At 43.9% G+C, this 21,212-nt stretch carries 18 protein-coding genes and 1 other RNA gene; 13 read left to right on the forward strand and 6 right to left on the reverse strand.

Going from position 1 to position 21,212, the window contains the following annotated elements; genetic code table 11:
* Nucleotides 1–240: 240 nt before the first annotated feature.
* The 3 genes from flgE (at nucleotide 241) to H740_RS06615 (ending at nucleotide 4,441) form a co-directional block, all read left to right on the forward strand.
* On the forward strand, nucleotides 241–2,601 hold the full coding sequence (flgE, locus tag H740_RS06605; protein WP_002952618.1) for a flagellar hook protein FlgE: 2,361 nt from the start codon (nucleotides 241–243) through the stop codon (nucleotides 2,599–2,601).
* A gap of 89 nt (nucleotides 2,602–2,690) precedes the next feature.
* Nucleotides 2,691–3,323: an FAD-dependent thymidylate synthase gene (thyX, locus tag H740_RS06610; RefSeq protein ID WP_002952619.1), complete on the forward strand. Its 633-nt coding sequence runs from the start codon at nucleotides 2,691–2,693 to the stop codon at nucleotides 3,321–3,323.
* Between the two features lie 101 nt (nucleotides 3,324–3,424).
* A complete protein-coding gene (locus H740_RS06615) occupies nucleotides 3,425–4,441 on the forward strand; it encodes a DUF6892 domain-containing protein (protein ID WP_002952621.1) in 1,017 nt (338 codons plus the stop codon).
* A gap of 94 nt (nucleotides 4,442–4,535) precedes the next feature.
* On the opposite strand, the gene ruvC is transcribed toward H740_RS06615, so the two are convergent.
* A complete protein-coding gene (gene ruvC / locus H740_RS06620) occupies nucleotides 4,536–5,009 on the reverse strand; it encodes a crossover junction endodeoxyribonuclease RuvC (RefSeq protein ID WP_002952622.1) in 474 nt (157 codons plus the stop codon).
* A gap of 113 nt (nucleotides 5,010–5,122) precedes the next feature.
* Here ruvC and dnaA point away from each other — a divergent pair, with 113 nt between their 5' ends.
* From dnaA to H740_RS06650, 6 genes are all read left to right on the forward strand, one after another.
* Nucleotides 5,123–6,433, forward strand: coding sequence for a chromosomal replication initiator protein DnaA (gene dnaA / locus H740_RS06625; protein WP_002952624.1), 1,311 nt, complete (start codon nucleotides 5,123–5,125; stop codon nucleotides 6,431–6,433).
* A 136-nt stretch (nucleotides 6,434–6,569) separates the two neighbouring features.
* Nucleotides 6,570–7,637 (forward strand): DNA polymerase III subunit beta, encoded by a 1,068-nt coding sequence (gene dnaN / locus H740_RS06630; RefSeq protein WP_002952625.1) that lies wholly within the window; start codon nucleotides 6,570–6,572, stop codon nucleotides 7,635–7,637.
* Between the two features lie 17 nt (nucleotides 7,638–7,654).
* Nucleotides 7,655–9,970 carry a DNA topoisomerase (ATP-hydrolyzing) subunit B gene (gyrB, locus tag H740_RS06635; RefSeq protein WP_002952626.1) on the forward strand — a complete coding sequence of 772 codons (2,316 nt, stop codon included), beginning with the start codon at nucleotides 7,655–7,657 and terminating at the stop codon, nucleotides 9,968–9,970.
* 1 nt (nucleotide 9,971) lies between these two features.
* Nucleotides 9,972–11,363, forward strand: a complete 1,392-nt coding sequence (locus H740_RS06640) for an EAL domain-containing protein (protein ID WP_002952627.1) — start codon at nucleotides 9,972–9,974, stop codon at nucleotides 11,361–11,363.
* Nucleotides 11,364–11,372: 9 nt separating this feature from the next.
* Complete coding sequence (gene queF, locus H740_RS12520; RefSeq protein ID WP_002952628.1) at nucleotides 11,373–12,077, forward strand: preQ(1) synthase; 705 nt, start codon at nucleotides 11,373–11,375, stop codon at nucleotides 12,075–12,077.
* A complete protein-coding gene (locus tag H740_RS06650; protein WP_002952629.1) occupies nucleotides 12,074–13,303 on the forward strand; it encodes an HD domain-containing protein in 1,230 nt (409 codons plus the stop codon). The genes queF and H740_RS06650 overlap by 4 nt, the downstream gene beginning before the upstream one ends.
* 4 nt (nucleotides 13,304–13,307) lie before the next feature.
* Here the strand turns inward: H740_RS06650 and ffs are convergent.
* Nucleotides 13,308–13,405, reverse strand: an RNA gene (gene ffs, locus H740_RS11530) — signal recognition particle sRNA small type.
* Between the two features lie 53 nt (nucleotides 13,406–13,458).
* Here ffs and H740_RS06655 point away from each other — a divergent pair.
* The gene (locus tag H740_RS06655; RefSeq protein ID WP_002952630.1) at nucleotides 13,459–13,893 is read left to right on the forward strand and encodes a hypothetical protein; all 435 of its coding nucleotides are present in this window, start codon (nucleotides 13,459–13,461) and stop codon (nucleotides 13,891–13,893) included.
* 75 nt (nucleotides 13,894–13,968) lie between these two features.
* Nucleotides 13,969–14,514: a hypothetical protein gene (locus H740_RS06660; RefSeq protein ID WP_002952631.1), complete on the forward strand. Its 546-nt coding sequence runs from the start codon at nucleotides 13,969–13,971 to the stop codon at nucleotides 14,512–14,514.
* Between the two features lie 121 nt (nucleotides 14,515–14,635).
* Here H740_RS06660 and H740_RS06665 read toward each other — a convergent pair whose 3' ends face one another.
* On the reverse strand, nucleotides 14,636–15,322 hold the full coding sequence (locus tag H740_RS06665) for an anaerobic ribonucleoside-triphosphate reductase activating protein (protein WP_002952632.1): 687 nt from the start codon (nucleotides 15,320–15,322) through the stop codon (nucleotides 14,636–14,638).
* A gap of 18 nt (nucleotides 15,323–15,340) precedes the next feature.
* Nucleotides 15,341–15,499, reverse strand: a complete 159-nt coding sequence (gene nrdD / locus H740_RS11715) for an anaerobic ribonucleoside-triphosphate reductase (protein ID WP_002952633.1) — start codon at nucleotides 15,497–15,499, stop codon at nucleotides 15,341–15,343.
* A gap of 148 nt (nucleotides 15,500–15,647) precedes the next feature.
* Between nrdD and tpx the strand changes: the two genes are divergently transcribed.
* Together tpx and H740_RS11720 are read left to right on the forward strand one after the other, a co-directional pair.
* Nucleotides 15,648–16,172, forward strand: a complete 525-nt coding sequence (tpx, locus tag H740_RS06670; RefSeq protein ID WP_002952634.1) for a thiol peroxidase — start codon at nucleotides 15,648–15,650, stop codon at nucleotides 16,170–16,172.
* 743 nt (nucleotides 16,173–16,915) lie between these two features.
* Nucleotides 16,916–17,218, forward strand: a complete 303-nt coding sequence (locus tag H740_RS11720) for a hypothetical protein (protein ID WP_156318410.1) — start codon at nucleotides 16,916–16,918, stop codon at nucleotides 17,216–17,218.
* Between the two features lie 159 nt (nucleotides 17,219–17,377).
* Here H740_RS11720 and H740_RS06675 read toward each other — a convergent pair whose 3' ends face one another.
* Nucleotides 17,378–19,753, reverse strand: a complete 2,376-nt coding sequence (locus tag H740_RS06675; RefSeq protein ID WP_002952636.1) for a ribonucleoside-diphosphate reductase subunit alpha — start codon at nucleotides 19,751–19,753, stop codon at nucleotides 17,378–17,380.
* Entirely contained in the window at nucleotides 19,753–21,096 is a 1,344-nt protein-coding gene (gene purB / locus H740_RS06680) for an adenylosuccinate lyase (protein ID WP_002952637.1), read from the reverse strand. Before purB ends, H740_RS06675 begins: the two co-directional genes overlap by 1 nt.
* Nucleotides 21,097–21,212: the final 116 nt, after the last annotated feature.

The raw sequence follows: 21,212 nt of genomic DNA on the forward strand, positions 1-21,212 counted from the left end.
CTAAATTTTTACGTCGCAACCCTTAAATCCGTCTCGCGATACTTCGCCTTGATTTTTTGCAGTCAAATTTATAAATTTGAGTTGCCGAGACCCTCATCTTAAAATTTCTAAAAACCATTAATCTTTGCTCATACACTCTTTTTCGTCACTACATTCACAAATACTAAATCAAATTTAAAATTTGGAACGTCTTTTGCTTAAGTGATCTCAAAAATTTACTTTTTCAAAAAGGATAAAGCCATGATGAGATCACTTTGGGCAGGCGTTACCGGACTTCAAGCCCACCAGATCGCTATGGACGTCGAAGGCAACAACATCGCCAACGTCAACACAGTCGGATTTAAATACAGCCGCGCAAATTTCGACGACATTATATATCAAAATTCGCGTATCGCTACCGGTCCGCAAAATCGCCACGGCGGTGTAAACAGCATGCAAGTTGGCCTTGGCACGCAGATAAACTCTACGACTAAAATTTTCAAGCAAGGCTCTTTGCAAACTACCGACAAACAAACCGATATCGCGCTTCAGGGCGATGGATTTTTCATGGTTAGCCCGGATGGCGGCAAGACTACCTACTACACCAGAAACGGCGACTTTTCAAGAGATAGCGTAGGAAATTTCGTCGATAACGGCGGAAACATCGTACAAGGCTGGATGAGAGACGAAGAAACCGGGGAAATCGATCCGACTAGACCTATCAGCGATATAAATATCCCTGCAGGTCTAACCGTCCCGGCTCGCGCCACGACAAATATCACGCTAAAAGGAAACTTAGATAGCGGTAATGACGTAGGCGCTAAAAAAATCCCTATCTACCAACTCGATCAATACCACAACTGGGCCGATACGGGCAAAGACGGCATCAAAGTAGACGCCGAAAAGCACGAGGAAAACAACGTCGGAGAAAATAGATTTTACGTAAACAAAAACGGCGAACAAAAGATGACGGAGCGCGGCGCCGATCTTGGAGTACTGTTTAACAACAACGGCGATGCGTACAACCTCCGTACCGGTCAAGGTATTTGGGTTAGCTACGCAGATGCCAAATCTAAAGCTCTAAACGTCGGCGCGGCAGCGGACGGAAGATTTGGCGCGACAAAACAGCTTGATATCACGCTAAACGGTGAAAAAATAGTCGCTAGCGTAACTAGCGTTAGCGAACTAGCATCGGCCATAAATGAGAAATATACTAAAACAGGCGTAGAAGCAAGCGTTATCAACGGTAATCAGCTCGTTTTAACAAATAGAAACAATCTAGGCACTACCATCAACACTAAAAATATAAAGATGACCGTAAACAATGAAACTAGTCCTGATTGGAATGCAACAGAATTTAAAACAACTAATATCCTAACCGCGTATCAATACACCTATAACAAAACGCAAGTAAATGCTACCCATACCTATAACGACGCTATGGCTAGAGAGGTAACTAGTACAGAAGATCTACGCGAAGCTATGCAAAAAGACGCAAGACTCTGGACAAACTACACCGGAACCGTGGTAGGAAATGCCGGAACGCCTCCTAACATAACTCCTAACCAAGGAACCTTTACGGCAGCTTTAAATAACAACAAAAACGACGGCGTAGAAGTAACCGTGAACGAGCACGGACAGTTTCAGATCAAAAACCCTTCTGGCGACGCATTTAACTCTGACGATGGCGACGATACGGACGACACTACAGGTAATGCAGGTACCGCCAACACAAATACCGACGTTAACGACCACAATATGAATTTAACCATCACTGGTCTTAGCAACGCGGCAAACAACATAACCGAAAACGTCAAATTTACAGCGTCTATGGCACCGCTTTCAGGCTCTATAAGCCCAGGAAACGCCGCAAGGGTAACAGATAGCCTAAACATGGCTGCTCACAGCTCTAGTACCGATCTTTTCGATAGCTTAGGTACGAAGCACAACATCAAAATGGACTTCGTAAAACGCGGCTATACGCCAAACGGCGGAACCGAGTGGACGATGGTTATCCAAGTAGCCGAGCCAAATCGCATAAACCAAAACGGCGAGCCTGCAAACGTGATAACGGGCTATGTGAGATTTAACCCGGACGGCTCGCTAGCGACGTACAGCCCGGCTAGTATAACTTTCGGCGCGCAAAACGGCTCAGCAGACGGCCAACATATCGAGCTAAAGCTAGGAACAACAGCTCAGATGGACGGTCTAGCCAGCACCGACAACGACTCGAGCACCGCCGACATCAGCCAGGACGGCTACGCTAGCGGCGAGCTAAACGGCATCAGGATAGATCAAAGCGGAACGCTAGTAGGCTCATTTACGAACGGCCGAAGCCTAGGACTAGCGCAAGTGGGCGTGGCTAAATTTGCCAACAACGAGGGATTGGCTAGCGAGGGCGGAAATTTATTTTCCCGCACGGCAAACTCCGGCGATCCGATCATCGGCGCGGCTCAGACGGCAGGACGCGGTAAGATCTCGGCCTCAAGCCTAGAGATGAGTAACGTCGATCTATCTCGCTCGCTAACTCAGCTCATCGTCGTACAGCGCGGCTTCCAAGCCAACTCAAAGACGATAACTACCAGTGATGAAATGCTAAACACGCTGCTTCAATTAAAATAATTTATTTCTTCGGGCTTTAGTTTCGCCTAAAGCCCTTTTTATTGATTTTTAGCTAAATTTACCGCTAAATTTAACTAAAAGAGTCAAAAATGCAAGTAACGCTTCTAAATTACACCCCGCTAAATATCTGCTCGCATGCTATCCGCACATGCTGGCAAAGCTTCGAAAAAGGCGACAACGGCGGCGAAAAAGACGTCGAGCTCATCGAGCGCGTCGGCAATAAATTTAAACACGCCAGCACGCTCGAGCACCTTTCCTACAACTTCTACATCCAGGGCATCTCGCGCGCCTTGCTGCAAGAGCTAGCCCGTCACCGCGTGGCGAGCCTTAGCGTCAAATCAACGCGCTACACGCTAAAAGAGCTAAAAAAAGAGGCTAAATTTGAGCTTGGCGACTTTGATCGAGCAGCGAGATTTATAGTATTAACGGGCGACGAAACGGTCGATAACGCGAGCATAAAAGCGCTAGAAAACCTGCGCGAAATCCTAGCAAACACGACAAAAAGCCTCGACATCGTCAAATACTGCCTGCCAGAATGCTACAAAACCGAGCTCACGTGGAGCGTAAACGCGCGCAGTTTGCAAAATTTCCTCTCGCTTCGCAGCTCAAAATCAGCGCTTTGGGAGATCAGAAATCTCTCGCTAAAGCTTTACGAGTCGCTACCTCAGGAGCATAAATTTATCTTTGAAGATCACGTAAATCAAGATCTCGAGCTAAAATAATAGAGCGGTTTATATAAAATTTGCCTACAATCTACAAACAAATGCAGTGCGAGAATTTACGGTTTTTTGGAAAAATTTAACGCAAAATCAGGAGCTGTAAAATGGGGCTATTTGATATTTTTAAAAAGCAAAAATTTGACGTCGATGTGCGCCCGGACGGCGTTTTCATCGGCGGCGTAAACTGCGAGTTTAATCTGGTTAAATTTAATGAAGTCCTAGGTCAGCCGCGCGTGATCGATGATTGGGAAGGCAAAAGCCGCTATTTTTGGGATGAGGCGGGGATTTTCGCCTTCGTGCGCGCAGGAGAGCTCGCAGAACCGAGGCTTTCCGAGATAGTTTTGATGCTTGAGGTCGCAAAGGGCGTGAAGCACGAGGTTCCGCGCAAGCTCTACGGCGGCGCGTTTTCCCTAGAGGGCAGACCGCCGCTTGAGGCCGTGCCAGAGCAGGAGCTGCGCAGCGCATATATATTTTTGGAGCTTAACCTGGGCAAATTTGAAATCTCGCTAGCTCTCGCGGAGGCCGTGCAGGAGCGCATAGGCGCGATGGATTTTGCCGAGCGCTTTGCTAAGCGCGACACCGACGAGATCGCAGACATCGTGCGAGCTGCAAAAATGCCGATAGGGCGCGTCTGCATCAATCAAAAAGAGAAAAAGCTAAAGCGCAAGCCGAGCGATAAATTTAAGCTTCCGCGCGCTGCGGGCGAAACGTTAGCGTTTAAAAATTTTAATTTCAAAATCGCCGTGATGAACGAGCTGATGTATGAAAAATCCCTGCTACAGTCCAAATTTGACGTGTTTGAGTATTGCGAAGAGCGCGGCATCGATCCGTACGCGGACTTCGGTGCGCTGCCGCAAGCCAAAAAGTGGTTCAAGGACTATCCGGTTCCTGCGGATTTGGTGGAGCAGGTGAGCGAGCTATATCTTGACGGCGGAAATGAAATTTATCTGCAAATCGCGCCTGATTGGGACGGCGAGGACGAGCTTTTCGACATCAAAAACATCGATGCCGCCGAGCTTACGCCCTTCATTAATCTTAAAAAAATCGAGACGACCGGCATCGGCATATCTAAAAAGGCGCGAAAAGTTTGCGCTGATGCGGGGATTACGGTAGTCGATTAGGCGAGGAGATAAATTTTCAAGCAATCAAATTTTACGCTCAAAAATGGTAGAATTTGAAGCCAAATTTTAATAAATAACAAACAAAAATTTGAGCTTATCTTAAGCGTAAATTATTCGCATGCGTTAGCGCAATAGCGATAGCATCGGTGATATCAAGCGGTTTGATCTCCTTCGTGATACCGAGAATTTTCTTAACCATAAAGGCCACCTGCTCTTTGTCGGCCTTGGCTTTGCCCGTAACCGTTTTTTTAACCTGAAGCGGCGTGTACTCGGCAAAATCGCCGTGAAGTTGCAAAATTTTAAGACTAAGCGCCCCTCGAAACTGCGCGAGCTTCAAAACCGTTTTTGGATTATAAGCGAAAAATATGTCCTCGATCGCCACTTCGTCAAATTTATGATTTTTAAAAATCAGGTCAAGCCCCTCGCAAAGTTCGGTGATTTGATACTGCAAAGAATTCGGTTTTATTTTGATTAGTCCCGCTTCGATCAAAACTGTTTTCACGGGCGTCTTTTCGACGATCGCATAGCCGCAATTTCGCGATCCCGGATCGATTCCTAAAATTTTCATCTCATCCTTTTCAACGGTTTTTCACGCTTTTTTCACGGCGTGAAAAACGAATTTCAACGCCATTTTAACAAATTTAAGATAAAATCTAGCGAATTAATCTTAAAGGCAAAAATTTGGTCGCAAACGAGGTTTTGGAGCTGCTTTCCAAAGAAATTTTACCGTCGGAATTTGAATGCTACATCAAGCAGCTTAAATTTAACGAAAAAAGCTCAAATTCGATGAACGTCGTATTTAACGCGCCAAACGAGATTATCGCCAAATTTATCCAGACCAAATACGCCTCCAAAATCGCTCATCTTTTTGAGGTAAAAACCGGACAAAAGCCCGTGATCAACGTCCTAGCCGCGACCAAAACGCAAAGCAAACCGGCTAAAAAAGTGGACGTCAAAGAGATAAAAGCGCAAAGCAGCCTACTAAATCCAAGTTATACGTTTGAAAATTTCGTCGTCGGCGACTCTAATCAGTTTGCATTTTTAAGCGCGAAAGCCGTATCCGAGCAACTCGGTAAAATTTATAATCCGCTTTTTATCTACGGCCCGACTGGGCTTGGCAAAACGCACCTTTTGCAATCAGTCGGAAATTTTTGCTTAAACGGCGGCAAAATGGTTATTTGCGTCACGAGCGAGCAGTTTATCACGGATTTTACTTATAACCTCAACAACCACTCGATGGAGCGATTTCGCGAAAAGTACCGAAACTGCGATGTTTTACTCATCGACGACGTGCAGTTTTTAGGAAAAACGGATAAAATTCAAGAAGAGTTTTTCCATACGTTTAACGAGCTTCACGCTAAAAACGGCCAGATCGTGATGACTTCAGACCGTCAACCAAAACTGCTAAAAGGCTTTGAAGATAGGCTAAGAACGCGTTTTGAGTGGGGTATCATCGCCGATATCACACCGCCAGAGCTCGATACTAAAATCGCAATCATCAAAAAAAAGTGCGAATTTGATAAAATTTACCTCGACAAAGACGTCATAAACTACATCGCAACAAACATGGGCGACAACATCCGAGAAATCGAAAGCGCGATAATAAATTTAAACGCTTACGCAAGGCTCATGAGGCAGGAAATCACGCTAGAATTTGCCAAAAATATCCTGCGCGATCAAATAAAAGAAAAGCGCGAAAATATAAACCTAGAAAATATCGTCGAGATCGTGAGCAAAGAGCTAAACGTCAAACCAAGCGAGATGAAAAGCAAATCACGCTCGAAAAATATCGTCGAAGCTAGGCGCATCGTGATATATCTAGCTAAAAATTTGACGCCAAACTCGATGCCGCAGATCGCTCAGTTTTTTAATATGAAAGATCACTCAGCAGTAAGCCACAGCATCAAAAAGATAAACGAGCTAATAGAAACGAACGAATATTTTAAAGTTCGCGTCGAAGAACTAAAGAATAAAATTTTAACCAAAGAGTAAAAACGTGAATAAAAGTGAAAAAATAAACCGTTTTTTAACGCCGCAAATGACCTATTTAAAGCAAATAAAAGAAGTTTTAAACTTTTCACGCCCCCTACTAATGCTACTAAAAGAAATTTAAAAACAAAGGAAAAAAATGAAAGTCGCAATTAACAAAAATGCTTTAGAAAGCATCGTAACAAATACCAATCCTTACTTAGAAAAAAAGGATCTAAGTGCTATAACTTCGCATATATTTATCAGTGCTAAAGACGGTATCTTAAACATCAAAGCAACCGACCATGAGATCGGACTAGCCTATAAACTCTCAAACGTCAAAATCATGGACGAAGGAAATGCTACCGCAAACGGTAAAAAACTGCTTGACATTATACGAAGTTTAAAGGACGAGGAAGTAACGCTAGAGACGCTAAATAACTATCTCTATATAAAACAAAAAAACTCAAAATATAAGCTTCCGATGTATAAATTTGAGGATTTTCCAAATTTCCCTACGATAGAAAATAAAAATAAATTTGAAATCGATGCAGTAATGCTTGGACGAAGCTTAAAGAAAATTTTTCCGAGTATCGACAATAACAACCCAAAATTTGAGCTAAACGGCGCATTTATCGATATTAAGCAAAACTACATAAATATCGTAGGTACCGACACGAAAAGGCTTAGCGTATTTAGATTTGAAACGCCTACTCAGAGTGAATTTTCTCTAATTATCCCAAAAAAAGCTATTAGCGAGATACAAAAATTATTTTTTGACAAGATCGAAATTTACTACGACGATACGACTCTGATCGCTCAAAGCGCAAATTTCGAATTTTTTACAAAGCTGATAAACGGTAGATTCCCAGACTATAACAGAGTAATCCCGCAAGAGATAAAACGAAGACTAAGACTAAGCAGAGATAAGATGATAGAAGGCATAAAAACCGTCTCAATCATCTCTGAGAGCACGAAAATCGTTTTTGCTCCTCAAACCATAAGCTTTGAAAGCATTGTCGAGGATAACTCGGAAGCTAAAACGACGATAGAATTTGCAACCGGACTAGAAGAAGAAATCTACGTCGGCGTGAAAAATAGATACTTGCTTGATTTCTTACAAAGCATCGAAGAGGAACATTTCGAATTTGGGTTTAACGACTCAAATTTAGCCTTTACGGTGAGCTCAAATGAGCTAAAAACGGTAATCATGCCAATAAATTTATAAAATAACAAAGGTAAATAATGCAGCAAAATTACGGCGCGGAAAATATTAAAGTTTTAAAAGGGCTCGAAGCGGTTAGAAAACGCCCCGGCATGTACATCGGCGATACTAACATAAGCGGACTACATCACATGATCTACGAGGTCGTCGATAACTCAATAGACGAGGCGATGGCTGGCTACTGCGATACGATTGATATCGAGCTAACGCGTGAAGGCTCGGCGATAATCAGCGATAACGGACGCGGAATACCGGTAGATATGCATCCTACGGAAAAAATTTCAGCCGCAACGGTCGTTTTAACCGTACTTCACGCTGGCGGTAAATTTGACAAGGACACTTACAAAGTCTCAGGCGGCTTGCACGGAGTTGGCGTTAGCGTAGTAAACGCCCTTTCTAAAAAACTGGTCGTAAATATCAAACGTGACGGCAAACTACATAGACAAGAATTTTCAAAAGGTATCCCTCAAAGCGACCTTGAGGTTATAAAAACTACAAATAGAACCGGTACTCAGGTAGAGTTTTGGCCTGACGATAGTATTTTTGAGGTTACTGAATTTGACGATGAAATTTTAACCAAACGCTTTAGAGAGCTAGCCTATCTAAACCCGAAGATCACGATAAATTTTAAGGATCAAAGAAACGGTAGAAGCGAGAGTTTTCACTACGAGGGCGGACTTGAAAGCTTCGTAACAGATTTAAATAAAAACGAAGCCGTAAGTAAAGCGGTATCTTTTAGCGGAGGCGAAGAGGACATTTTGGTCGATTTTGCCTTAATGTATAACGACACTTATAGCGAAAATTTACTAAGCTTCGTAAATAACATCAAAACTCCTGACGGCGGTACGCACGAGGCGGGATTTCGCGCGGGTCTAACTCGCGTAATAACAAACTACATCGCCGCAAACGCCGCAGCCCGCGAAAAAGACACGAAAATCACTGGTGAAGATATCCGCGAGGGTCTTATCGCAGTTATCAGCGTAAAGGTACCAGAACCGCAGTTTGAGGGTCAGACAAAAGGAAAACTAGGCTCAAGCTACGTAAAACCGATCGTTCAAAAGATGGTTTTTGAGGTGCTTAGTAAATATTTTGAAGAAAACCCGATCGAAGCTCGCGCGATAATGGAAAAAGCACTGATGGCGGCGCGCGGACGCGAAGCTGCAAAAAAAGCTCGCGATCTAACGCGTAAAAAAGAGGGTCTAAGCATAGGAACTCTGCCCGGTAAACTAGCAGACTGTCAGAGTAAAGATCCAACGATCAGCGAGCTTTATCTGGTGGAGGGCGACTCTGCGGGCGGTTCGGCCAAACAAGGACGCGATAGAGTGTTTCAGGCGATTTTGCCGTTAAAAGGTAAAATTTTAAACGTCGAAAAATCGCGTTTAGATAAAATTTTAAAATCTGACGAAATAAAAAATATGATAACCGCGCTAGGTTGCGGTATCGGCGACGAATTTGACGCCGAAAGGCTTCGCTACCACAAAATCATAATCATGACCGATGCCGATGTCGACGGTAGCCATATCCAGACGCTGCTTTTGACGTTTTTCTTTAGATTTTTACACAAAGTCGTGGAAAACGGTCATATTTATCTAGCTCAGCCGCCGCTTTACCGCTATAAAAAGGGTAAAAAAGAAATTTATCTAAAAGATGAAAGAGCGCTGAATGAATTTCTAATCGAAACTGGCATCGAAGGGGTCGAGTTTGAAGGTAAAGGTATAGGAAACGCTGATCTCATAGACTTTTTAAAGATAGTCGCGGCTTATAGAAGCGTATTAAAAGAGCTTGAAAAGCGCTTTAGCGTGATTTCTGCTGTTAGATATATGATCGAAAATCCAGATATCGTTTCAAAAAGCTACGGTGAAATTTATGAAATTTTGAAAAATTATCTGGAAGCGCAGGGGCACAATATCCTAAACTCATACGTCAGCGAAGAGGAAGCTAGAATTTACGTACAAACCGAAAGCGGCCTGGAAGAGCTTTTGGTAAACGAAAATTTATTTACAAACCCGCTTTACGAGGAAGCGCTTTATATCAGCCAAAAGATAAAAGAGCGCGGCATCGAGCTAAAAGGCAATGTGATAGACGTACTAGACGAGATCGAGAAAAATGCCAAAAAAGGCGCCTATATACAGCGCTATAAAGGCCTTGGTGAGATGAATCCAGAACAGCTGTGGGAAACGACGATGAACCCGGAAAATCGCCGTTTGCTAAAAATAAACATAAACGACGCCATAAGTGCGTCGGATACGTTTAATCTCTTCATGGGCGACGAGGTCGAACCGCGGAGAAACTATATACAAGAGCACGCAAAAGACGTGAAACATTTGGACGTGTAAAATGCTAAAATCAGAACTAAAAGAACGATCAAATAGGTTTAAAACCGCGCTCGAGGTATCCTCGATTTTTATCTTAACCATTATCATTTTGGTGTATATTTTCGTTAAAAAAGAAGATATAGATTTTGGTACCGACGATATTATTTTGATTGCGATTTTGGTTTTGTGTCAGGTTTATTTTACGGCTTATAAAATTTACCAAAGCTTCAAAACAAGCGTGCTTGATCAAGTTACGAAAGCCTATAATAGAGATGAAATTTTAAGACTTTTATCAAAGCAAGCTTTCAAATTTAAAGGCAAAAGCGGCGGCAATATGCTAATACTAAAGATCGAAAATTTAAACGATCTAAATGAGCGTTACAGCTTTGTTAGCACCGATATTTTACTGAAACGACTAGTCGAGCGGCTGGAGAAATTTCTAAACGAAAAAGTGTCTAAAAACACGCTTATCGGCAGATATTCAAACGAGTATTTTCTAATATTTTGCGAGAGTAAAAGTACCGAGCTCATCCACCTTTTAAACGTTTTTGAAAAGAGCATTTTAAGCGACGGAATCTACAATATCGAGCTAAAGATCAAATTTGACGCTATCGATATAAATCACTCGGCAAGCCTCAAAAATTCGGTTTCTTATCTCATTCAAAAGCTAAACGAGAGCGATAACGAGGATAAAGTGGACATCACCGACGATCTTGAAAAAGACGTCTGTAACTGTATCGATATGCAAAGATTTATCTTCCAAACTCAGCTTGTTAAAAGCCTTCGTTTCGGGCAAAATTTAAAAAATATCATCGTAAAAGTTTACACCGATAAGCAAGGTCTCGTCTCAAAAGCAAAAGTGCAAAATATAGCGAACAAAAACGGCTATGAGGTACTTTTTGACATAAACGTCATCAAAAAGCTATCCGAGCTTAAATTTAAAGACGAAGATCCGATCGTGATCGAAATTTCGTCGGTTTCGATTAGAAATTTAAAATTTACGAATTTTATAAAAGAGTTCGTGCAGCTAGGTAAAATCGATCCAAATCGCGTTATTTTCGAGTTTAGCGAGAAGCTGGTATATGATGAGATAAATAGATTTAGAGAAATTTTGACGGAGTATAAAAACCTTGGTTTTCGCTTTGCACTTAATAAATTCGGCGGCAACAATGCGGGCTTTGAATATTTTAAATATTTGCCGATAGATTTTGTTATCTATGACATCGAATTTAACAAAAATATCAAAAACGACAAATTTAAAACTCTGTTAGAAAATCTAAATTTGACCGCAAAAAGAGTAGGCGTAAAATCCATCGTGAGATTTGTGGAGGACGACGAGTTTTACAACATCGCGGAGCGCTATCAGACCGACTTCGCACAGGGCTTTTTCATAGAGAAGCCAAAAGAAATTTAAAGGAAAAAAATGCAAGAAAATGAGGTCATAGAGCCAAAATACGGCGAGAAAATAATAAGCGAATTTGACGTAGAAAAAGACCTGGAAATCTGGGAAAACAAGCACGAGCGCGATTATAAGATCAAAATCACGTTGCCGGAGTTTTGCTGCCTATGCCCGCGATCTGGGTATCCAGACTTTGCGACGATATATCTTGAGTACGTGCCGGCTAAATTCGTCGTTGAGCTAAAAGCAATCAAACTCTACATCAATAGCTTTATGACGCGCAACATCAGTCACGAAGACAGCATAAACGAAATTTACGACGTTTTAGAGCGAAAACTGGCTCCAAAATGGATGAAGATCACAGGCGACTTTAACCCGCGCGGCAACGTCCATACCGTGATCGAAATTTGCTCGGACGAGATAATCAAAAAAACGCAAGAACAAAGCTTCGAAGCGCCTAAATTTGAAAAATTTACTCGAGATAACGAGCGAAATTTCGATAGAAGCGGTTACGGAGCACGCGAGTCTAAATTTAGCAAAGACGGCTCTCGCGGTAAGAGTTTCGGAGCCGATAGAAGAGATACAAAAACCGGCGATAGGAAACCTCGCGCGAGCAAAGATAAATTTGACGACAAACCGCGAAGAACAGGCAATAAAGATGGCTTTAAAAAGCCTGAATTTGCCGGCGAAAAGCGTGCTCGCGTCGTGAAAAAATCGGACGATAAATGATAAGCGCGCAGCTGATCGAGCACATCTTTAAGGCTGCGTCCATCTCGCGCTGGAACGACTATCCGAAGATGACGAATTTGGTCGAGCTTGATAAGCAGGCGCATAAATTTATCATTGCGTATTTTATCGCAAAGCTCGAGCATAATGCCGATATGAACTATATTATCGAGGCTGGCATTTTCGAGTTTCTCGCGCGCGTCGTGGTCACGGATATACGCCCGGACGTGTTTCATCAGATGCAAAAAACCAAAAACGAGCAAATCAACGCCTGGGTCCTAACGATCCTAGAAGGGCTCGTAAAAGACGTCGAGGGCGGTAAATTTTTAGAGCGGATGCGCCGCTATCTCACGCACAAGGACAAAGCTCACGCCAAAGAGCGCCTGATCCTAAAGGCTGCTAGCTATCTCGCGACGCGCTGGGAGTTTTCGATCGTTTATCAAACGAGCAAATTTCTAAGCGACATAGACGAGCTGAAAGCGCGCGTGGAGGAGGAGCTGGAGGATTATTATGAGCTAATAGGCGTGCGTAAAATCGTGATGAACCAAAAGCTAGCCAAGCTGGTCGATCTAGCCGGCAGACTGCGCTTTCAAAAGCGCTGGGCGCAGACGCCTCGCATCCCTGAAACGGCGGTTTTAGGCCACATGCTAGTCGTGGCGATTTTGAGTTATTTTTACTCGCTTGAGGTTAAGGCCTGCAAATCAAGGCTAGAAAATAACTTCTTTTGCGCGCTCTTTCACGATCTGCCCGAGTCGCTAACGCGCGATATAATCAGCCCCGTAAAATACGGTATCGAAGGGCTAAACGAGATAATCAGCGAATACGAAATGCGCCTGATAGATGAGAAAATTTTGCCTTTCGTACCTGAAAATTTTAGAGACGAGTTTAGTTATATCCTCGGTATCCGCATGGAGAACGGCAAATTTATCAAAAATGAGTTTGAAAATAGGATCTGCGAGAAAAAGCCTCTACACCACGAGGGCACGATGGAGAATGTAAACGAGGATAAATTTAACGCCATCGACGGCAAAGCGCTTAAATTTTGTGACAAGCTCGCGGCGTTTTTCGAGGCGGGGATCTCGATCAGCTACGGCGTGAAGTCAAACGAACTAACCGAAGGTTTTAATAATATGGATAAATTTTTTCAGAAAAATCAGAGCTTGGACGGAGTGAATTTTTTAAAAGTTTGCGATGATTTTAAGGAGCATTTTTCGCTTTTACAGGTTTAAAAACCCTCTCTCAGATGACTGCGGCACACGCCTAGCCTAAGTGCTCTGCTGTGTTCCCACCCTGAAGCGGTGCCTAGAAGAGACATTGCACAGGTCTAAGAAAGGGCAAGAGCGATTTTACTCAAATTTTACTTAAATATATTTTAGGCGGCAACATGGGATTTGATATAAAATGTAAATTTTTGTCGTTGTTTAGGGAGTTTTTGGTTTATCACCACCGCTCGCTCGAGTTTCGCGCGAAGATATTTGCGGCTATCATCTCGGCAAAACTCAATCCCGAAGAGGACGATTTTGCAAATTTATACGATATCTCAAGCGAAATTTACGGCGGCGACGAGAACCGCAAACGCGTACTTATCGAAACCACCAGAGAGTATGTCTCCCGTATCAAACGCAAAGACCCGATGACGCTTGATAGCTTGCTCTTAGCGATCGATCAGGCCATCAGAGCGAACAAAAGCTACGCGCTAAAGATCGACTTCGAGCACCTACGCAGGCTCATCGACGCCGACGAATACGAAGGCCTCGTGCAGCAACGCGTGTATGATTTCTTGCTATACGAGGTAAAAACCTACGCACCAAACAGATAAAACGTCAAATTTGAAGGTTAAATTTTACCTATTTTTGCTGCTTTTTTGCGGCGTTTTTTGTTATGGATTTGATTTTTGGGAGGCGATACGCTTGATGACGGCATTTATAAAGAGGTCGATATGCCTGAGGCCGGCAGCGCGACCGATATAAATTTCAGCGTCAAAAAGGCCGGTATCTACGAGATAAGTTTCATCTACGCGCGAGATCCGCAAAAGCAAAAAGAGGAAGAAAAGCTCAGCGAGGAGGTCTTCCCGGGATACGGCAGCGACGAGTTTACGAAGTGGTTTTGCGAGAGGTCTATAGCTGCTAAGCTGGCTGGATACTACGGTTATACGACGCAGGGCGTCCCTGAGCCAATTGGCACGAGTGAAGAGGAAAAAGCGGCCTGTACTGGCGAAAAAATATTGCTAAAAGTAGTGCTAAAATCCATACAAAACCGCAAAATAAGCTACGCAAAAGGTGGCGAAATAAACGAGCTAAAGCAAAATTTGAGCGCCATAACCGAAACGTTTGATCTGTCAAATACGGCACGAGCTCATGGTACAGTGCGCCAAACTGAGGCTTTGCTCACGATAAAGTTTTGCTCCGCGCAGAGCTCGAAAAAGGCGAATATAGCGTAAAAGTGCAGGCTCTAAGCGACGCGCCCGAGCTAAAGAAGATCGTGACGTTTATTAAAATTAGCAAATATCATAACTGGAAATAAAAATTTACCGTCTTGCAAGTCAAATTTGACTAAAAGTACTAAAAATTCCTAAGTTCTATTTTTAAATTTGAACGGATCAAATTTGGATCAAATTTAGCCTTAGCCTGCGTCAAATTTCCGAAATTTTCGCCAGTATCGAGAAAATTTTGTAGATAGTAAACGCCTCTATATCCGTGATCGTATAAAATCTCGCTCATCGCCGAGATATCGTCCTCGCCCAGCAAGTCTGCGTGCACCGTCGTTCTAACTTCAAATTTAAGGTCGGTTTGCAGCAAAAACTCAAGCGTTTGTAAGAAATTTTTATACAAATTTGAGCCGGTAACCTTTAAAAATTTCTCTTTCGGTGCTTTAAAATCAAGCGCGATATAATCGATCAAATTTAGCGAGATAGCCTGCCCAATCGCGCTCAAATTTGAGCCGTTGGTATCGACTTTGAGCGAAAATCTGCGAGACTTTACTTCGCGAGCTAGCGACAAAAAAGCTGGACTAAGCGTGCATTCGCCGCCGCTAAAAACCACGCCGCTAAGCTTGCCTTTGCGCTTGTCTAAAAATTTGATAAACTCGGCATGGCTGATCTGCCCCGCGCCCGTGACGATAGGGACGTTGTAGCAGTAGGCGCAGCGCATGTTGCAGCCTGCAAACCACGCTATACAGGCCGTTTTGTCGGGGTAGTCGAGGGTCGTAAATGGGGTGAGCGAGTAAAGCGGAAAATCGTCGTTTTTCACGTTTTACTCGCGGTTAGGTTAGGCTTTGCGTTCGCAAAATTTGACGCGCTCTTTGTGCTCGCCTTTTTTGCCGAGGTTAAAGCTCTCTACAGGGCGGTGGTAGCCCATTACGCGGGTATAGACGACGCATTTTGTGCGTTTTGCTTCGAGCGAAGCTAGGATTTCTTTGTCGCTCATTTGTCACTCCTTGATAGTTGATGTCAAATAGTATAGCACTTTGTAGATAACTACCGTCTTAAATTTCTCGGCACGTCTTTGTTTTTCAGCCATTGTTAAAAGTATGGTAATATCCACGTTACGATTAAATTTAAAACAAAGGAAAAATATGACAAAAGTCAAATTTCACGGCGCGGACGTTGCGCTAAAAGGCGAAGAGATATTCGTAGGCTCGTATGCCCCAGAGGTCGCGCTAGTCGGACAGGATCTAGGCGAGTTTAAGGTCGGCGGCAACAACGGCATCGAGATACTAGTCGCAGTGCCGTCGCTAGATACGGGCGTTTGTGCTACGGAGACGCGTAAATTTAACGAAAAAATGGCCGCGAAACAGGCAATCAAACTAAGTGTGATTTCGATGGATCTACCGTTTGCGATGGGGAGATTTTGCTCTACGGAGGGTATCAAAAACCTAAAAGTCGGTAGCGATTTTAGAGCTAGAGAGTTTGGCGAAAAATACGGCATAATCATCGGCGAAGGGCCGCTTGCTGGGCTTTTGGCTAGAGCAGTTTTTGTCATCAAAGACGGCGTCATTATCCACAAACAAATCGTCCCAGAGATCACGGAAGAGCCAAACTACGACGCGGTATTTGACGCGATAAAATCAAGCGGAGGCTGCGGTTGCGGCTGCATGTAAGCCGCTAAATTTAAAGGCCGCGAGAGCGGTCTTTTTTATACAAAAATTTTTAAATTTCTTATCAAATATAAGAACATAAATTTACAAAAATTTTAGCTTCTATTTATAAATATGGCAGTAAAATTAAATTAATTTAAATAGCTTAAAGGAGTCAAAATGGTAGATTTCTCGCATATGGGGGGGGGGTAGCAGAGCCTACTTATGATAAAGAAGGTAAACTAGTAAAGCTAGTTTTATCTGGCTTAAGCTCGATAGATGGGCTTAATATAAGAGATCTTTCAGATTTAAAATCACTTGAAATTAGAGATTGCAATTTTTTAAATTTTCCTGTACCCTTACTCTCGCACTGTGATGCTTTAGAAGAACTGGTTATAGATAACATTTTTACTAGAAATAATCCTATTTCTCCTAGTCCTATTGCAAAATTTCCTTCTTATTTAGCAAATTTAAAAAACTTAAGAATTTTAAAATTTACAAATAACTTTATATCTCATAGCGAAGAATTAAAAATAATTCACACTCGCGATATAAAAGATGCTTGCAACCAAACTTACAATAGAAAAGAGCAAATTTTTCCAAAAATACAAATCATAGAGATATGTGGAAATAGTAAGGATATAAATATAAGCGATGAGATAAAAAGTTGTTGTAGATATTTTAGGCATAATAAATTTGAATTAACAAATTCTGAGGTGTAAAATGAAACAAGTTTTTTGTATTAATATTTTTTTTGCTTTAGTTTTATGGTAGCAAATGAAGTAGAAGATATTATTATACCTACAATGGAAAAGTGCATAAAAGAAAGCAATGCTGATAGTTGTAATTATGTTACATCTGCATTATTACTACAATTTGAGAATGGTGGAATTCCACAAGAAAGTGCAAAACAGTATTTGGATATGATATTAGATTTATTTGATATTTCTTGCAATAAAAGTAATTCATCATTAGGTTGTCTTATGTTGGCATTAATTTATAGTGGTGATGTGGGTTATTTACCTAACATAAAAGATAATAAATCTATTTATCTAAATCTTACTTATTAAATAATGGCTATGCTTGCTATCGTATTGGCTTAGCATATAAGAATAATCAGGATATTGCTATACCGGCTTTTAAAAAAGGCTGTGAATTGGGTAACAAAGAAAGTTGTGCTGAGTTATCAAATCTAAAGTAAAGCGAAAAAATCGCTTTACTTTAGATTTTTATTGACACCCCTCGCACTCGATCGAGCGATCGGCGACGTTGTTTAGCTTTTCGCTATCAGGGCTTTCGGAGCGTAGATAGTAGGTCGATTTTAGTCCCAGCTCCCACGCAAGGGTATAAATTTCGCTCAGATATCCGCCGCTAGCTTTGTCTAGACTCATGAAAATATTTAGGCTTTGCCCCTGGTCGATCCACTTTTGGCGGATGGCGCCGGCACGCACGAGCACGCGCTGATCTAGCTCGTAGGCAGGCGTGTAGAACTGCCACGTCTCAGGGCTGAGATTTGGCACGACGTTTGGTATCATGCCGCTTAGGTTGTGTTCGAACCACTTGCGCTTATACACGGGCTCGATCGTCTGCGTGGTGCCCACGAGTATGCTGATACTAGACGTCGGCGCGATCGCCATCAGATAGCCGTTTCTCATGCCGTCTTTTTTGACCTTTTCGCGTAGTTTGCTCCAGTCGCAGGCGTTCTCGTCAAATAGCCCGCCTCTATCGTTTAGAAGCGCTTTGGCGTTTGCATTTGCCGTGTCGATAGGCATCACTCCCCTGCTCCACTTTGAGCCTTCAAAGAGCGGATAAACGCCCTTTTCTACCGCCAAATTTGAGCTGGCGTAGATGGCGTTGTAGCTGATATTTTCCATCACGCTATCGATCAGCGCTAGGTGCTCGTAGCTGCCCCATTTCACGCCGCGCTCGGCTAGCATCTGTGCCTCGCCCATGACGCCAAGGCCGATCGAGCGAGAGGCTAGGTTGGTGTGCTTGACCTTTTTGTGCGGGTAGAAATTTAGATCGATGACATTATCTAGCATGCGTACGGCGATCGGCACGACGCGCTCGATGTCCTCTTTTTTGTTGATTTTGCTTAAATTTATACTCGCGAGGTTGCACACGGCGGTTTTGCCCTCGAGGCTTTCTTTTTCGACGATGAAAATTTGCTCGCCGCCGATACTATCTAGCGCGCTTAGCTTTTTGGCCTTTTTGGTTATACCGCTATCGACCGTGACGTCTTCTTCTTCGTCAAATAGCCGCTCGGTGCCGTTATCAAACGTGATCTTGATCTTGTAGTAGTTCGGTTGCGTATTTTGGAAAATTTCGGTGCATAAATTTGAGCTCCTGATGATGCCGTCGTGGTCGTTTGGATTGGCTTTATTTGCGTTATCTTTAAAACACAAAAATGGCATGCCCGATTCAAAATAGCTAGTTAAAATTTTCTTCCACAGCTCCTTTGCCATGACGACGTTTTTTTGGATCTTTTCGTCGTTTTCATATGCTAGGTAGCGAGCCTCGAATGCTTCGCCGTATAGATCGCACAGATCAGCGACCTCTGCTGGATCAAAGAGAGTCCAGCGCGCGTTTTCTTTGACGCGTTTCATGAAAAGGTCGTTTATCCAAAGCGCAGGGAACAGCTCGTGCGCTCTGCGGCGCTCTTCGCCCGAGTTTTTGCGAAGATCGAGGAAATCGCTCACGTCCATGTGCCACGGCTCGACGTAGACGGCTATCGCGCCTTTTCTCGTGCCTAGCTGATCGACGGCGACGGCGATGTCGTTCGTGACTTTTAGAAACGGGATGATGCCGCCCGCGGCGTTTTTATGTCCGTCGATGCTGCCGCCCATCGCGCGCACCTTGCACCAGTCCCAGCCGATACCGCCGCCAAATTTGCTAAGTAAAGCCATCTCTTTGTAGCTATCAAAAATTCCCTCGATATTATCAGGCGTGCTTCCAACATAGCAAGAGCTTAACTGATGGCGCGTCGTGCGGGCGTTTGATAGCGTCGGAGTGGCGAGCATGACTTCAAATTTAGATATGAGGTCGTAAAATTTCTTCGCCCAGCCTTGGCAGTCTAGTTCGTTTTGCGCGAGGAACATCGCGATCGCCATAAACATCTGCTGCGGTAGCTCGATCGGAGCGCCGCTGCGGTCTTTGATGAGGTAGCGGTCGTATAGCGTCTTGATACCAAGATAGGCAAACTGAAGGTCGCGCTCGGGCCTTATGTAGTCGTTTAGGTCGTCTAGATCGTATTTTTCTTTTAGCCCTGGGATGACGCGGCCTGCTTTTTCGCCTTTTTGTAGGTAGTCGCGCAAATGGTTATAGCCGCTAAAACCCGTGACCTTGTGGTAAAGGTCGTATAAAAATAGCCTCGCTGCGACGAAGGTCCAGTTTGGGCGGTCAATGTCGATCTTTTCGACGGCTGTTTTGATGAGGGTTTGCTGGATCTCTTCGGTCGTTATCATATCGCGAAACTGAATTTTCGCATCCACCTCAAGCTCGCTTAGGCTCACGTTTGCTAGCCCTGCGACCGCCTCGCTCGTGTATTTTTTGATCTTGCTTACGTCAAGCTCTTCCGTGCGCCCGTTTCGTTTGATTACTTTCATTAAATTTCCCCCTGCCTTCCAAAAACTCTTTTAAATATCCCATCCACGTGCCTAGCGTAATACGCATAATCAAAGCACTCTTTTATCTCGGCTTCGCCTAGGCTTGCGCGCAGCTCCTCGTCAGCGAGCAAATTTTGTAAAAACAGACTCTCGCCGTTTTCGTTTATCGCTTTTTTGCCCTCTTGCAGATCCGCCCAGACCTTCATTGCGTTGCGCTGTACGATTTTGTACGCATCCTCGCGTGAAATTCCGCGCTGCGGAAGCTGCAAAAGCACGCGCTGAGAAAAGACGAGCCCGCCCGTTAAATTTAGATTTTTCATCATATTTTCCGGATAAACTACCAAATTTGCGATCAAATTCGTAATGCGCGCTAGCATGAAATCAGCCGTGATAAAGGCGTCGGGTAGGATAAATCTCTCGACCGAGCTGTGGCTGATATCGCGTTCATGCCAGAGCGCGACGTTTTCGAGCGCAGGCGTCACGTATGAGCGCAGCATCCTGCAAAGGCCGGTGATGTTTTCGCTAAGTACGGGATTTCGCTTGTGCGGCATAGCGCTGGAGCCCTTTTGACCGGGGCTGAAGTACTCCTCAGCCTCGTAAACTTCCGTCCTTTGGAAGTGGCGCACGGCGACGGCGATCTTTTCGCAGGTAGCGGCTAGGACGGCGATCGCGCTGATGACGTGGGCGTAGCGATCGCGCTGGATGACCTGATTTGACGCTGGGGCAGGCTTTAGGCCTAGCTGCTCGCAGGTTAGCTCCTCAAACTCGAGCGGTGCGTGAGCGAAATTTCCCATCGCGCCGCTTAGTTTGCCGTAGGCTGCGACCTCTTTGGCGTCCTGCAGCATCTTTAGCGCGCGCGCGACCTCGTCGTACCACACCGCAAGCACGAGCCCGAATGTTATCGGCTCGCCGTGGGTGCCGTGGCTGCGGCCGACCATCATCGTGTTTTTGTGCTCCTGCGCTCTGGTTTTTATCGCGCTCATGAAGCCCTTTACGTCCTCGATAATGAGCTCCATGCTACTTTTGATCTGAAGCGCGACAGCGGTGTCGATACAGTCGCTACTAGTCATGCCGTAGTGTACGAAGCGGCTCTCCTCGCCCAGGCTCTCGCTCACGCTCGTTAGAAACGCGATCACGTCGTGCTTGGTCGTCTTTTCTATCTCGTCGATGCGCGCTACGTCAAATTTAGCGTTTTTGCAAATTTTCTCGCAGTCCGCATCGCTGATAAAGCCCAGCTTATTCCACGCTTTGACCGCGGCCTTTTCGACCTCCAGCCACGCGCCGTATTTTGCCTGTGTGTTCCACTTTTGTGCCATCTGTTCGCGCGAATATCTTTCTACCATTTTTAGCCTTTTTTATGCGAATTTTTGTATAATTTTTTAAGGAAAGATTATATAAAAACTAGGCTGAAAAGCCGGTTAGTATCCGCTAAATTTGCCCTTAAATTTTAGATTTAAAG

The organism is Campylobacter showae CC57C (assembly GCF_000344295.2).
Classification (GTDB): Bacteria; Campylobacterota; Campylobacteria; order Campylobacterales; family Campylobacteraceae; genus Campylobacter_A; species Campylobacter_A showae_B.